A 13,665-nucleotide genomic window follows, 5' to 3' on the forward strand; every position below is an offset into this window, starting at 1 on the left:
GTACATTCCTGCAACAGTAACCCTCTCCAATTCTCCGGAATTCGTAGACGATTCACAGCTTTTGTCGTAGAATGATTTTTATTACACAAGAAGTGAGGTTCGGAGAGATGAATGCTGTTGCAAAAGTAAGCAAGGTTGTCGGTGGCACGTTTTCGGTTTGGGTCATTCTGTTTGCTTGTCTGGGCTTTTTTTTACCTGATGTCTTTATCCCGTTAAAGGGCTACATTTCGATCTTTTTGGGAATCGTCATGTTCGGCATGGGGCTGACCTTATCCTCCGCTGACTTTCGCGAAGTTTTCCGCAGGCCACTCGAAGTGCTGATCGGCGTGGTTGGCCATTTCATCATTATGCCGCTGCTGGCCTATGTTTTGGCGCTGGTGCTAAACCTGCCGCCGGATATCGCCGTAGGCGTTATCCTCGTCGGATGCTGTCCGAGCGGTACCTCGTCCAACGTGATGACGCTGCTGGCGAAAGGGGATGTAGCGCTGGGGGTATCCATCGCTTCCGTGTCTACCATTATCGCACCGCTGGCTACGCCCGCGCTGATCAGCCTGCTGGCCGGCCGCTGGATGCCGGTTGATGCCGGTGCACTCATCAAGGACATTCTGATGGTGGTCATTCTGCCGATCGTGCTCGGGGTTATCGTTAAGTCCCTGTTTAAAAAGCAGGCCGAAGCCAGCGCTCAGGCGCTCCCGCTCGTCTCTACCCTGGCCATTGTGCTGATTGTGGCGATCGTCGTGGCCGGCAGCCGCACCAAAATCATCGAGAGCGGTTTGCTGATTTTTGCGGTCGTCATTCTTCACAATCTGCTCGGGTATGCCCTTGGCTATTTGTTTGCCAAGCTCTTCCGCATGAACCTGAGCAAACGCAAAGCGATCTTGTTTGAGACCGGTATGCAGAATTCGGGCCTGGGGGCGACGCTCGCCGCGGCTCATTTCAACCCCGTCGCCGCCGTGCCGAGCGCGATATTCAGCGTGTGGCACAACATTTCCGGCTCGCTCCTGGCCACCTGGTTCGCCCGGCGCTATGAGCAGGCGGAGATGGGTGAGAATCGGTAAGACAATATTAGAACTTGCAGGAGGCTTGTCCATGTGACAAGCCTCTTTTTCCTTAGCAATCGGACAGGCGCCGCATCGGGGAGGTCATACGCCATCGGCGGGCCGTGCTAGAGAAGCGTATGTTATAGCAGTAGATACTTCTCATAGATTGTAGATTGAAAGAAGGGATACGATGCGGTCAAAGATGCGGTCACAGCAAAGGAGGATTCAGGAGCAGATTGCGGCGTTTGCTTGGCTTCAGGCATGGGGGACCAATGTCGCAGCCATTGGCCAGACGAAAGTGCTCTCATCCCGTAAAAAGCAGCAGCAGGAAGGAGAGAAGCTGCAGCTTATCGGTAATGCGATGCAGGCGATTGCCAATGCCGCACAGGCAGAACTAACCGCCAGATTGAGAAGCTCTGCATCGAGCAAGAAAGTGAACGACATGATGGTCGCCGGCAACCTGCTGCAGTCCCTGGGGAACTCGCTGGAGGTGATTGCAGGGGATGGGTCCTAACCGGCGGGGCAAGGATAAGGATATTAAGCGGGGGAGCCGCTTCCGAGAACGTTCGGGATCGGGTATGAACAGCAGGCGAACATATCCCCGCGTTCTGGCATAACTGGAGGGATGATATTGCTGTTATCAAGCGCCTTGAGCACGTTCCGACGCGCCATTCGGTCACTGCCGGCAGACGGGCGGCTCACCCGGGAGGAGCTTCTGATTCCGGAACTGCGTCTATCGGCAGACGGCCTTGTAGAGACATTTTACGCTCCCCATAATGATTATGTTCATTCATCCGCGAGCCTATTTATCGTGGGCTTGACCCCCGGCTTTACACAGATGAGAATCGCTTACGAAGCGGCGCGGCATGCCATGGATCAAGGATTGGGCGATGAGGCGGTGTGCCGGAAGGCGAAGGAGGCGGCCAGCTTTGCCGGCAGTCTGCGCGCGAACCTGAACTCCATGCTGGACGAGCTGGGGTTGCCGGAGTATTTGGGGATCCGCACGAGTGAGGCTTTATTTGGCACAGAGCGGGAGCTGCTGCATACCAGTTCGGTGCTCCGCTATCCCGTCTTCGTCAACCGGGCCAATTACAACGGCAGCCGCCCGGGTCTGCTGGGGACTCCAAGTCTAAGGGACACGGCGGTAGCCAGCATCACCGAAGAGCTGAGTGTTTTTCCGGATCTCCCCTTCATCATTCCGCTTGGAATAGCCGTGGAAGGCATCCTCCGGCTTCTAGCCGAGCAGGGAGTGTTGGACGCCAGGAAGTGCCTATGGGGCTTTCCCCACCCTTCGGGGGCCAACGGCCATCGGCACATACAGTTTGCCGCACGAAAAGCGGAGATGAAAAAGAGCCTGCGCCGTTACTTCTCTTGATTGTCTGGCGGGCCTTCCCGTGTTATCGTTAGGATGGGCTTAAGGAATCCAAAAGTTTCTAGACCATCTTGATGGAGGTGTCTTTTTATGAAAGCGCTATTTATTGGAGGAACAGGAACGATCAGTGCCGCCATTACGAAGCAGCTGCTGGCGCAGGGCTGCGAGCTGTACCTGCTGAACCGCGGACACCGGAATGATGCCCTGCCGGAAGGGGCTCATATCATCCAGGCCGATATTCACGACGAGGAGCAGGTGGCCGGTCTGATCGCCGATCTCCAGTTTGACGTGGTGGCCGACTTTATCGCCTTTGTGCCGGAGCATTTGGAGCGGGATTACCGCCTGTTCAAGGACCGTACGAAGCAGTTTATGTTCATCAGTTCGGCTTCGGCATACCAGTCGCCTTTATCCGATTACCTCATCACCGAAGGAACTCCGCTATCCAATCCATACTGGGAGTATTCCCGGAACAAGATCGCCTGCGAGGATTACCTGATGAAGCAGTACCGCGAGCAGGGCTTTCCGGTCACCATCGTAAGGCCAAGCCATACGTACGATGAGCGCTCGATACCGCTTGGCGTGCATGGCAGCAAGGGCAGCTGGCAGGTGGCGAAACGGATGCTGGAGAACAAGCCCGTCATTATTCACGGAGACGGTACGTCGCTGTGGACGATGACACATAACCGGGATTTTGCCAAAGGCTTTATCGGCCTGATGGGCAACATCCATGCGATCGGCGAGTCCGTGCACATTACATCGGATGAATCGGTCACCTGGAACCAGATTTACGAGATCATCGCCGACGCTCTGGGCGTGAAGCTGAATGCGGTTCATGTCGCATCCGAGTTTCTCGATGCCTGCAGCAAGGAGGATTTCAGAGGCAGCCTGCTGGGAGACAAGGCCAACACGGTTGTCTTTAACAATGCCAAATTGAAGCGGCTCGTTCCCGATTTTGTGGCGACCACACGGGTGGATCAGGGGATTAAGGAGACGGTGCAGTATATTCTGGCCCATCCCGAGCACCAGACCGAGGATCCTGAGTTCGACAGCTGGTGCGATAAAGTGGTTCAAGCCCTGCAGGAAGCGGCTGAGCGGATTAAAGGGTAAGGCAGGAGGCAGCAGACTTGCTGAGAATATATACTTCGTTTATGAAAAGGTGCCTGGAGACAGGCGCCTTTTTCGCTTGCATGGAAAGGACCATGTCTTCATGATCCTGAGATCATACGGCCGTTTCATATCATCATTTATCTGTATAAAATACCCGGGAGTGCAGCACGTCCATCGCATGAACGATCTCTTGCAGATCCTTCTCGGAAGCGTCCTGCAGCCGGGTGAGGAACCGCGCGCCGATGTGGCCGAAGGCCTCTTTCATCACACGCTCCCCTTCGCCGGACAGGCGGACATACTGTTTGCGCCGGTCACTGGGGTCATCGTATTTTTCACATAACTGCTTGTCGCACAGCTTCTTGATTTCCCGGCTCGTATTCGGCATGGACATCTGCTGGCAGTCACTGATTTGGCTCAAGGTCACCGGCTGGCTTACGGCGATGTATTCGAGCATGCTGTACTGGACCGGCGTAATACCTTCGGGTTTGATGCCTTGAGTCATTTCGTGCTTGACCTGATGCACGGCTGCCGTAAAGGCAATAAACTTGTCAAAAAGCTTATTTTCATCCATGATGTCACCACCTCTTCCTCACGAACATATCAAAATTATTATCAATAAACAATTATCATTTGACAACCAAAAGGACTGCGTGGTAGGATTTTGTTATCAAATGATAAGTAAATGGGGTGGCACGATGAAGGTACTGGTCATTTACACGCATCCGAATCATCAAAGCTTAAGTTACTCGTTTCTGCAGAAAGTATTGGAAGGCAGCCGTGAGAATCCGGCGGTTTCGCAAATCCGGACGCTCGACCTCTATGAAGAGGGCTTTAATCCGGTTCTGATCTTTAATGAGACCAAACGGAGACGGGATATGCACAAGGACCCAGCGCTGGAGAAGTATCGGGAGATGCTGCTGTGGGCGGATAAAATCGTCCTGGTCTACCCGATTTGGTGGGGCCGGCCGCCGGCCATGCTGCTCGGATTCATCGACCAGATGTTTGCTTCGGGCTTCGCTTACAGGGACAAGGGCGGGTTGCTGCCGGAAGGGCTGCTAAAGGGCAGATCGGTCGTATGCATCTCCTCCATGAAAGGGCCGGCGCTATATCCTCTGTTTTGGCTGAATAACGCACACAAAGTGCTGATGCGGAAGGCGCTGTTCCGGTTCGTAGGCATCAAGCGGGTCAAATTTTTTGAGTTCGGAAATATGGAAAGTCCCAAGGGCAAGCATGAGGCGAAGCTGGACCGGGTGTATCGGTATTTTAGAACCATCGCGCGTTGATCGGGGATGGAGTAGGAAGGCGAATGGGATTTTTGCGGGAAGGCTTGAAATGGACCCGAAAATAGTTCAATATAAAGATATACGCAATTAAGAAAAAATGGGCCGCTGCGGCGGTCGGTTCGAGTATACCAATCTATTGAACTAGGGGGATCCCATGGAAATAGGCATCAGTACCTTTGTGGAAACGACACCGGACGTAGAGACGGGTGAGGTCATCAGCCACGCGCAGCGTCTGCGCGAAGTAGTGGAGGAAATTGTGCTTGCCGATCAGGTGGGGCTGGACGTATTCGGAGTAGGCGAGCATCACCGGAAGGACTATGCCGCGTCCTCGCCGGCGCTCGTGCTGGCGGCGGCTGCGCCGCAGACCCGGCGAATCCGGCTCAGCAGCGCGGTCACGGTGCTGTCATCGGCCGACCCGGTGCGCGTCTTTCAGGATTTTGCCACGGTCGACGGAATTTCAAACGGACGCGCCGAAATTATGGCGGGCCGGGGGTCCTTTATCGAATCGTTCCCGCTGTTCGGATACGATCTGAACGATTACGACGAGCTGTTTGACGAGAAGCTGGAGCTGCTGCTCAAAATCCGGTCTTCGGAAAAGGTGACCTGGGAGGGCCGCCACCGCCCGGCGATTCACAACCTGGGCGTGTATCCGCGCCCTGTTCAGGATCCGCTGCCCGTCTGGATCGGCAGCGGGGGCAACCAGGAGTCGGTCATCCGTGCCGGCCTCCTGGGCCTGCCGCTGGTGCTGGCCATTATCGGAGGCAGACCGACGCAGTTTGCGCCGCTGGTGGAGCTGTACAAGCGGGCGGCTGCCCACGCGGGCCACGACGTGTCGAAGCTGGCGGTGGGCTCCCATTCGCACGGCTTTATCGCCGAGGATACGGAGAAGGCCGCCGACCTGTTCTTCCCTTCCACCCAGTACAGCATGAATGTGCTGGGGCGGGAGCGGGGCTGGGGCCATTATGACCGCAACAGCTTCGACAACGCCCGCAGCTTCGAAGGCGCCCTGTACGTCGGCGATCCGGAGACGGTCGCCCGGAAGATCATCCATCTCCGCAAAAATGTGGGCGTCACGCGTTTTATGCTTCACGTGCCGGTCGGCTCCATGCCGCATCATCTCGTGATGCGCGCCATTGAGCTGCTCGGAACCGAGGTGGCGCCGCTCGTGCGCGAGGAGATTGCGAAATGGGAAGCCGCGGGAGAGCCGAAGGAGTAAGGCCTGCAGCCGGGGGCTCGCCGGTATGCGAGAGCGGAAGGAATCATGCGGCTGGCGAACCGGGCAGCGGGCGAGTGTGCTCAGGAGGGATAGCAAGCCGCGGGCACACAGGTGCCCTGAGCAAACGGCTTAACGCTGCGCTTCAGTGCCGCCAGCTGCTGCGTGTCCACACATTTTATTTCAATAACTACCAAAAAAAGAGGGGGATAAGTCCCCCTCTTTTTTGTACGTTCAAGCCTTTGCTTGCCAGCGTACAGGTGAAAGAGATGCACTTTTGCCAGGCAGCACTTTACTCCGAGCCGGCAGGGCTGTTCAATTCCTGCGCGTAGCCATCATTCAAGCGCTTCGGCCAGGAAGTGAAGTTGATCAGCGCGTCATCCGCGTGCGTCAGCTGATCGATCGCCCCGATCGGGACAAGGCGGGCCATGGCGGAATCAGCGATCGCCTTCCGGCAAGCCTCGACATAGCTTCCCGCATTCAAGACGGGATACGGCCGGACAGCACCGTTAATCCCGACCTGAAAATCCCCAATCTGCGGGGGGATTTCCGGGGTGATCCCAAGTGCATTATGCCGCTCGGCCAGCTGGATCAGCGCCTGATTGACGGCTTGCCCCTGGGTCTCCGTGTCGGCAGCGGCCAGGATACCGTCAAGAACCGGACCCACCTTAGGGGCGGCCGCAAGCCGCGAGAAGGCTGTTCCGAACCATTTGGGGTAAGGCCAGTACGTCCGCTCCTGCAGAAAGCACATCTCCATCATTCGGCGGACCAGGGTGCAGGCGATCAAAGCGGAGCCACGAAAGTCGCCTGCTTCGGCTGTCCTGCCTATAAGCGGCTGCATATTGCCGATCAAATGCCACTGGGACGCCAGCATCCAGAGCCAAATATCCTGCGGATACCACGCGAGCCGCTCGCGCATTCGGGTCAGCTCACCGGCATCGTCATGGAACACGGCGCCTGCCGTAAACTGCAGCAGATGCTGCTGCGGGAGGGACAGCCACTGCTGCGGAGTGAGCGGGTCCGGTCCATGGATGCGGAGCTGCGATGCCAGCCAGTCCTCCAGGGTCGTCACGTGGACATGGTGCTGAATCGTCCCGTTCTGCCATGAAAAGAACCGCACGGGATATCCCTTAAAGCTGTCCGGCAGCCCGCTGTCGACGCACATGCTCACCATTTCGACCTCGGCCCTTGAAACGAAAATGTGCAGCCTCGGTCCCCAACTGTGATCGGTGGAGCGCGGCTGGTCATACCCCAGCACCTCGGAGCCCTCGCCGATTAAAGCCGCTGCGTGCGGGCATTGGATCAGCTTGCTGACAACTTCTTGATAAAACAACTGAGATAATTTTAATCCGGGAATAAATAAATTCAAGGTTTCCCATCCTCCTGATTAGCGGGGAAACACGCAGGTTGTCGGGCTAGTGATGCGCTATCCCCTTTCGTTGTTCTGCCCGGTTATTCAAGGGACTTACCATAGACAACGCCTCCTTTAAAAAATTATTCGGACTTCAATCCGCCTTGTCGCTACGGATATCATTAAGAACGCTGCGGTATTCATCTATTGGAAAGCTAATAGAGGCTGATCCTGCCGGACCCCGGCAAGATCAGACCGCACATTATTTCAGGCACCGTCAAGCTGCCAACTCCGCGCTCCTTTTACGCTACGCCCGGAATCGTGATGGTGACCGTCGTTCCTTCGCCTTCAACGCTTTCAAAACGGATCGATCCCTGGTGATTCTCGATGATTTTGTAGCTGACCATCAGGCCGAGGCCCGTTCCCTTATCCTTCGTCGAATAGAACGGCTCGCCCAGCTTCGCCAGCTTGCTCTCCGGAATGCCGGAGCCGTTGTCGGCAAACCGCACGATGATGTTGTGGTTGTCGCTCAAGCTGGCCTGGATGTTCACCTCGCCGCCGCGCGGCATCGCTTCAATCGCATTTTTCAGCACGTTGATGAATACCTGCTTGAGCTGGTTCTCGACGCAGACCACCCTCATGCCCGGCTTCAGGTCGATGTTCATCTCTACATTGTTCATGTTGGCCTGCGATTCCAGCAGCATGATGACGTCATGCAGGATCGGCTCCAGATCCATTTGGACAAAATCGACCGCCTGCGGCTTCGCCAGCACCAACAGCTCACTGACGATCTGCTCAATGCGGTTCAGCTCGTTCAGCATGATCCCTATATAGGATTCGTTGCCCGTCCCCTTGTTGGACATCAGCTTCGTGAAGCCCTTCAGCGCGGTCAGCGGATTGCGGATTTCGTGGGCGATGCCTGCAGCCAGCTGGCCGACGGCCGACAGCATTTCGGTCTTGCGGAGCATCTCCTCCGCCTGCTTGCGCTCGCTGATATCCTCGGACAGTTTGACGAAGTGGATGATCTCGCCCTTCTTGTTCTTAATCGGAATGAGCTTCACCGATTCCCAGTACAATTCCCCGTTCTTCTTGGTGCTGTTCAGCTCGCCTTTCCAGATACCGCAGTTTTTGGCCGTTTCCATGATCAGATCGACCGTGGGACTTCCCTCAGACGTCTTGCAAAAAGCCTTCAGACTGTTTCCCCGCGACTCGGACAGGCTGAATCCGGTAATCTCGGTGAATTTCGGATTCACGTACTCAATCGATCCGCCGACGTCGGTAATGACAGTGATGCTCGGGCTTTGCTCGACGGCGTAGCTGAGCTTGGTCAGCTCTTCATTTACCGCCTTGAGATCCGTGATGTTCACGAACGTCAGCACGACCCCGCTGATGAAATTCTGCTCCGTACGGTACGGCAGGATGCGCATGCTGTACCAGGTGCCGTCCTGGCTTTGGATTTCTTTCTCAAAAGGAACGAGCGTTTGCAGCACCTGCTTCGCATCGGCCACCAGCGTATCGTATTTAAAATGGTGGGAGATGTGCTCGATCGGCCTGCCGTAATCGACCTCCAGCAGGTTGATCTCCTTCGTGATGGCCGGAGTAAAGCGGCGGATGCACATCCGTTTGTCCAGAAAAATGGTGCCGATGCGCGTGCTGACCAGAAAATTGTTCATGTCGTTGTTCACGTCGGTGAGCTCCTGGATTTTAAACTGGTATTCCGTGTTGACCGTCACCAGCTCCTCATTCACCGACTGCAGCTCTTCGTTGGCGCTCTGCAGCTCTTCGTTCGCGGCCACCAACTCTTCGTTTGTCGCCTGCAGCTCCTCGTTGGACGTCTCGAGCTCCTCGACGGTGGCTTGAAGGGATTCCTCCGCCATGAGGAGCGCCTGCTCCAGCTCAATGATCCGGGAGCTGACGTTGCGGTCGATTTCAAACGGCTCCAGGACCATTTGCGCCGCGGCCTCCGGCTCCTCGGGGTCCATGAACAGGATAAGCACGTATTTATCGAACGCTTTATTCTTTAGCGAAAACGGCCGAATGTGCAGATCCACTACCGTTTCGCCTGCGTTGGTAGCGATGCCGAGCGAGTGATAGACGACGCCCCGCCGCTCCTGCCGGACCTTCTGGACGGCGGCCGATACCGCGACGGATACGTTCGGGTCGATCATTTTGTACAAATTCCAGCTGGGCTTGCCTTGGGCAAGCATGAGATAATCGTTGATCGCTCCATTCAGGTGAATGACATCGTTGTTCTGGTCCACGATCATGCCGGGCGGAATATGCTCCTCAACCAGTGCCCCCTGCAGATCGTCCAGACGTTTAGGCGTTGCGGGGTCGCGGACAGCAGCCGGAGGTGGCGTGGTTTTGCGGTAGGACTGGGTCTGTGAAATCCGTCCTTCGAGTGAAAACAGCCGCGATTCCGTTTCGGCTTTTCCGTTCTTGTGCGAGAAAATGTTCCAGCGCCGGTCCACAAAATCGAACTGCCCCGCAAAGCGCCCGATCGTTTCGCTGGGCCCAAGGAACAGGAAGCCTTCCGGATTCAGCGCAAAATGAAATAGGGACAGAACTTTCTGCTGCATTTCCGGCTGTAGGTAAATCAGCATGTTCCGGCAGGTGATCAAGTCGAGATTCCGGAACGGAGGGTCCTTGATGATGTTCTGCGGAGCGAACACAACCATCTTGCGGATGTCTTTGCTCACCTGGAACATATCGTCGTCCTTAATAAAGAAGCGCTCCTGGTCTTCTTCCGAAAGATGGCTGATGTTGCTCTGCGTATAAATGCCCTGGCTGGCGTATTCAATCGATTCCTTGTCCAGGTCGGTGGCGAAAATTTTAATCAGATAGGGCTCATCCAGCGTATCCGCATATTTGCGCAGCAGCATTGCGATCGAATAGGCTTCCTCCCCCGTCGAGCACCCCGCCACCCACACCCGGATTTCCTTGGAGAGGCTTTTGTGCTCGAAAATCTCCGGGAGTACCTTGTCATAAATGGTCTGGAACGCTTCGGGATCTCTGAAAAAATTGGTAACGCCGATCAGGAGATCCTTTCGCAGCGCCTGCAGCTCCTCACGGTGTTCCTCAAGATAGGTCATGTAAACCGCCATGGATGGGGCGTTATGAATGGCCATCCGCCGCTCGATCCGCCGCAGCACGCTGTTTCGTTTGTAATAGGTAAAATCCACGCCGCAGTCCTGGCGGATTTTCTCAAAAATGAGCTGAATGTATTGCTCGGTCGTAATGGTTTCCCGGACCGTTGTCATGCTCTCGTACTCTGCGCCATGCACGTGCTGCATCAGCCTTTCGGTCATTTCTTTCGGGGCCAGCACGACGTCAGCGTTACCGGACAGCCTCGCGCTGCTGGGCATTCCGTCAAATTTAGCCGATTGACTGTCTTGAACAATGACGAGTCCCCCGGCTTCCTTAATGTCATGTATTCCCCGTGAACCGTCGGTACCGGTCCCGGACATAATCACGGCTACGGCTTTGGTGCCGTAGGCCATGGCAAGTGAGCGGAAAAACATATCGATCGGCAGGTGCAGGGCTGCAGGCGGAATGGAATCGGTCAGCTGCAGTCGTCCTTCCATAACGGTGAGGATTTTACGTGGAGGGGTCAAATAAATATGATTCGCGTTGATTTTCATGCCGTGCTTGGCTTCGCGAATGGGCATGGAAGTGTATTTGCGCAAAATCTCGTCCATCAGGCTTTTGTAATCCGGAGAAAGGTGCTGAACGACAATGAAGGCCATCCCCGTGTCTGTCGGCATTTGGTCAAAGAAAGTCTCCAATGCTTCCAGTCCCCCGGCTGATGCACCCAGACCCACTACAAAGCTGGGGTCCAATTCCTGTGTATCCTTATTGACGAGCGTCAGTTCTTGTGTCGATACCGGTGCTGCAGCTTGCAGTTCATTACGTCCATTCCCGTTCATCCGCGTCTACCCCTTCCGTTATCATTCTTGAAAGGCAATCAATCTTGATCTGCTTCAAGCCGATTTATCGCATCGGTTAGGTACTGGCCGAATGCCCGCTTGGTGGGCTCGTCCAATTCATCCACTGTGGAAAGAGATTGCTGAAGGTATCGAAAGTTATCCGTCAGCGTACGCGTTTGCATGCCGTAAGTGTTCAGAATACCATTCAGCCAAACGGCATAATCGCTAAATACCCGTGAATCGCCAAGTTCGAGTGCCGTTTCCAGATGACGCATGTGGTGCGCATTATCATCCTTGCATTTCTGCACTCCTTTCTCGCCGTACCGGTCCATGAGTGAAGGGTCGGCTTCGTAAATCAACTGGGTCACCCGATCGATTAATCGTTCGTAAGTGCCGGCTTGTTTCATTGGGCGACCACCTTGTACTTGCTGACCTGTGGGATGATCGCTGCCAGCTCCTGATCCGGGTACTGCTTCTCCAGCTCATGGACCCGCTTGAAATCTTCCCCCCTGGCCCAGCGGAGGTAGTCCTCCTTGGTTTCCCAAGTGATTTGTACCGTCAGCTCATGAGGCTTGCGTTCATTCTGCAGCAGCATGAAAGAGTGAAAGCCTGGGGCCCGATCCACCAACTTGGATCTGTGGTTGTAAATATGGATAACTTCGTCGGCCTTATCGGCGGGGACAACGACAGTTGAGTGAACGATATACATGCATGTTCCTCCTTGCCTCTCGAATGAGGGCTAATTATATTATAATAAAGATCATGGGTATAATCTCCCAAAGTTTTCAAGTCTTTCATTTTTTATTTGTGTTCATCGTAGAGGAACAGGCCCAAGGTCGTCAAATTCGACAAAACCTGTGTTGAATCTACATTCCCTTCTGTTCGTATGGATGATAGTATGTAAGATTGATATATACATTGTTATATCTATAACCGATGGAAAAGGAGGCTGCCGCTGCATGAATATGGGCATGGAACAGCTCGCTGAACAAATGATTGGCGGAAGGACAGAAGAATGCTGGGACAGCCTTGTGGAGCAAGTTGAGTCCGGCAGGAACAGCCTGTATATCTACGAGCAGTGGCTGGCGCCGGCCATGCGATACGTCGGTTCGCTGTGGGAGCAAAATTTAATCACGGTGGCTGATGAGCATCTGGCCTCAGGCGTCTGCGATATATTGATGACCCGGTATGCCGCACTAGTGAAGCCGGAACAGCCCAATGGAAAAAGAGGCATGTTTCTGTGTGTAGAAGAAGAAGCGCACTATTTCGGTCTGAAAATGGTATCGGCCCTCTTCGAAGAGCGCGGGTTCGCCGCCCGGTTTTACGGCCCGAATCTGCCCCTGAAGGAGGCCCTTCTTGGCGCCATGCACTGGAAGCCCGATGTGATCGGCCTTTCGGTCTCCATCGTGTATCATTTACCCAAGTTAAAGCAGTATGTTAACGCGCTCGGGAGCCTGCCTGGCAGTCCTGCGGTCATTATTGGGGGCCGTGTGATCGAACCGTACGGAATGGATCAGCGCTTGGCCGATCAGGCCGTGTTTGTGCCAACGTTACTCGAATTAAACGATTGGATCGATTCCTATTTATTCGCTGATACGAACCAGCAGATCGTGAGGTAATGACCGTCCATGGACATGACGCAAATACCGGTCCCTTATTTTTGCATTGACCGGGATTATCATATTTTAACCGCCTCCGGTCAGGCCGAAGCAATATTCGCTGAAGCCGGCTCCTTGCTCGATCTGATCGACGAGGGCTCGGTGGGCAAAGCGACGGCCTACATTGCTCCTTCCCATGCTAACGTGAAGGTGGAGCTGATTATGAAGACCCGTTCCGCCCCGCTTGCTTTGGTTGACGTCTATCAGTCCTGGGACGAAGTAGGGACAGGACATATCGTCTGTATTTGTCAGAGCCGGGAGTTCCAGATGGTGACGGAGCAGCTCCAAAGGCTGCACGAGGATTTAAAGGAGCCCGAGCGGAAACATTCGGCGGTGAAGGTCCCTTCTGGCGGGGGAGCCGTGACGATGCGGATCCGCGAACTTTCTGCTGCGCTAACGACGATCCGCGAGCTGGTGGATCTGCTGTACCCCAGCCTGCTGGAGATGAACCAAACCGTCTATGCGGACATTATCAAGCAGCAGATCGACCGGGCGCTGCAGGATGCGGCGGCAGGTTATCCGCAGGCCGGCAAACGCTCACCCGGCAGATGAACGGGCACAGGAGCTGACGAGAAACCCCTTCTTTAGGAGACGCGGGTTTCTTTTTTATAACCGGAACATGGATGACATGAATATGGGCTTCAAGGCCTTTCTGGTGAGGGCTCCCTATAAATGGTCATATTCCCCTTTCGACTTCGGATGCAGGTGAATAGGA

Annotated in this window: 13 protein-coding genes; 8 read left to right on the plus strand and 5 right to left on the minus strand. The window is 55.0% G+C overall.

Features of this window, described 5'->3' with window-relative positions:
- The first annotated feature begins 107 nt into the window (after positions 1 to 107).
- From MKY74_RS04645 to MKY74_RS04660, 4 genes are all read left to right on the plus strand, one after another.
- Positions 108 to 1,058: a bile acid:sodium symporter family protein gene (locus MKY74_RS04645; RefSeq protein ID WP_076172226.1), complete on the plus strand. Its 951-nt coding sequence runs from the start codon at positions 108 to 110 to the stop codon at positions 1,056 to 1,058.
- Positions 1,059 to 1,230: 172 nt separating this feature from the next.
- On the plus strand, positions 1,231 to 1,554 hold the full coding sequence (locus MKY74_RS04650; RefSeq protein WP_244169310.1) for a DUF6944 family repetitive protein: 324 nt from the start codon (positions 1,231 to 1,233) through the stop codon (positions 1,552 to 1,554).
- A 117-nt stretch (positions 1,555 to 1,671) separates the two neighbouring features.
- Positions 1,672 to 2,415 carry a hypothetical protein gene (locus MKY74_RS04655; protein WP_076172224.1) on the plus strand — a complete coding sequence of 248 codons (744 nt, stop codon included), beginning with the start codon at positions 1,672 to 1,674 and terminating at the stop codon, positions 2,413 to 2,415.
- An 87-nt stretch (positions 2,416 to 2,502) separates the two neighbouring features.
- The gene (locus MKY74_RS04660) at positions 2,503 to 3,519 is read left to right on the plus strand and encodes an SDR family oxidoreductase (protein ID WP_076172222.1); all 1,017 of its coding nucleotides are present in this window, start codon (positions 2,503 to 2,505) and stop codon (positions 3,517 to 3,519) included.
- Between the two features lie 133 nt (positions 3,520 to 3,652).
- On the opposite strand, the gene MKY74_RS04665 is transcribed toward MKY74_RS04660, so the two are convergent.
- The gene (locus MKY74_RS04665; RefSeq protein ID WP_076172220.1) at positions 3,653 to 4,090 is read right to left on the minus strand and encodes a MarR family winged helix-turn-helix transcriptional regulator; all 438 of its coding nucleotides are present in this window, start codon (positions 4,088 to 4,090) and stop codon (positions 3,653 to 3,655) included.
- 124 nt (positions 4,091 to 4,214) lie between these two features.
- Here MKY74_RS04665 and MKY74_RS04670 point away from each other — a divergent pair, with 124 nt between their 5' ends.
- The gene (locus MKY74_RS04670) at positions 4,215 to 4,802 is read left to right on the plus strand and encodes an NAD(P)H-dependent oxidoreductase (RefSeq protein ID WP_076172218.1); all 588 of its coding nucleotides are present in this window, start codon (positions 4,215 to 4,217) and stop codon (positions 4,800 to 4,802) included.
- Positions 4,803 to 4,956: 154 nt separating this feature from the next.
- On the plus strand, positions 4,957 to 6,018 hold the full coding sequence (locus tag MKY74_RS04675) for an LLM class flavin-dependent oxidoreductase (RefSeq protein ID WP_076172216.1): 1,062 nt from the start codon (positions 4,957 to 4,959) through the stop codon (positions 6,016 to 6,018).
- A 289-nt stretch (positions 6,019 to 6,307) separates the two neighbouring features.
- Here the strand turns inward: MKY74_RS04675 and MKY74_RS04680 are convergent, their stop codons facing one another.
- The 4 genes from MKY74_RS04680 to MKY74_RS04695 all read right to left on the minus strand — a co-directional run bounded on the left by MKY74_RS04680 (position 6,308) and on the right by MKY74_RS04695 (position 12,001).
- Complete coding sequence (locus MKY74_RS04680) at positions 6,308 to 7,384, minus strand: DUF4037 domain-containing protein (RefSeq protein ID WP_076172214.1); 1,077 nt, start codon at positions 7,382 to 7,384, stop codon at positions 6,308 to 6,310.
- Between the two features lie 284 nt (positions 7,385 to 7,668).
- The gene (locus tag MKY74_RS04685; protein ID WP_084203964.1) at positions 7,669 to 11,292 is read right to left on the minus strand and encodes a CheR family methyltransferase; all 3,624 of its coding nucleotides are present in this window, start codon (positions 11,290 to 11,292) and stop codon (positions 7,669 to 7,671) included.
- Between the two features lie 38 nt (positions 11,293 to 11,330).
- Entirely contained in the window at positions 11,331 to 11,699 is a 369-nt protein-coding gene (locus MKY74_RS04690) for a hypothetical protein (protein ID WP_076172212.1), read from the minus strand.
- Complete coding sequence (locus MKY74_RS04695) at positions 11,696 to 12,001, minus strand: antibiotic biosynthesis monooxygenase family protein (protein ID WP_076172210.1); 306 nt, start codon at positions 11,999 to 12,001, stop codon at positions 11,696 to 11,698. The genes MKY74_RS04690 and MKY74_RS04695 overlap by 4 nt, the downstream gene beginning before the upstream one ends.
- A gap of 250 nt (positions 12,002 to 12,251) precedes the next feature.
- On the opposite strand from MKY74_RS04695, the gene MKY74_RS04700 reads away from it, so the two are divergent.
- Positions 12,252 to 12,911: a cobalamin B12-binding domain-containing protein gene (locus tag MKY74_RS04700; RefSeq protein ID WP_076172208.1), complete on the plus strand. Its 660-nt coding sequence runs from the start codon at positions 12,252 to 12,254 to the stop codon at positions 12,909 to 12,911.
- Between the two features lie 9 nt (positions 12,912 to 12,920).
- Complete coding sequence (locus MKY74_RS04705) at positions 12,921 to 13,502, plus strand: hypothetical protein (protein ID WP_076172206.1); 582 nt, start codon at positions 12,921 to 12,923, stop codon at positions 13,500 to 13,502.
- The last annotated feature ends 163 nt before the right edge of the window (positions 13,503 to 13,665 follow it).

The organism is Paenibacillus sp. FSL R5-0378, assembly GCF_038009285.1.
Taxonomy (GTDB): Bacteria; Bacillota; Bacilli; order Paenibacillales; family Paenibacillaceae; genus Paenibacillus_AQ; species Paenibacillus_AQ favisporus.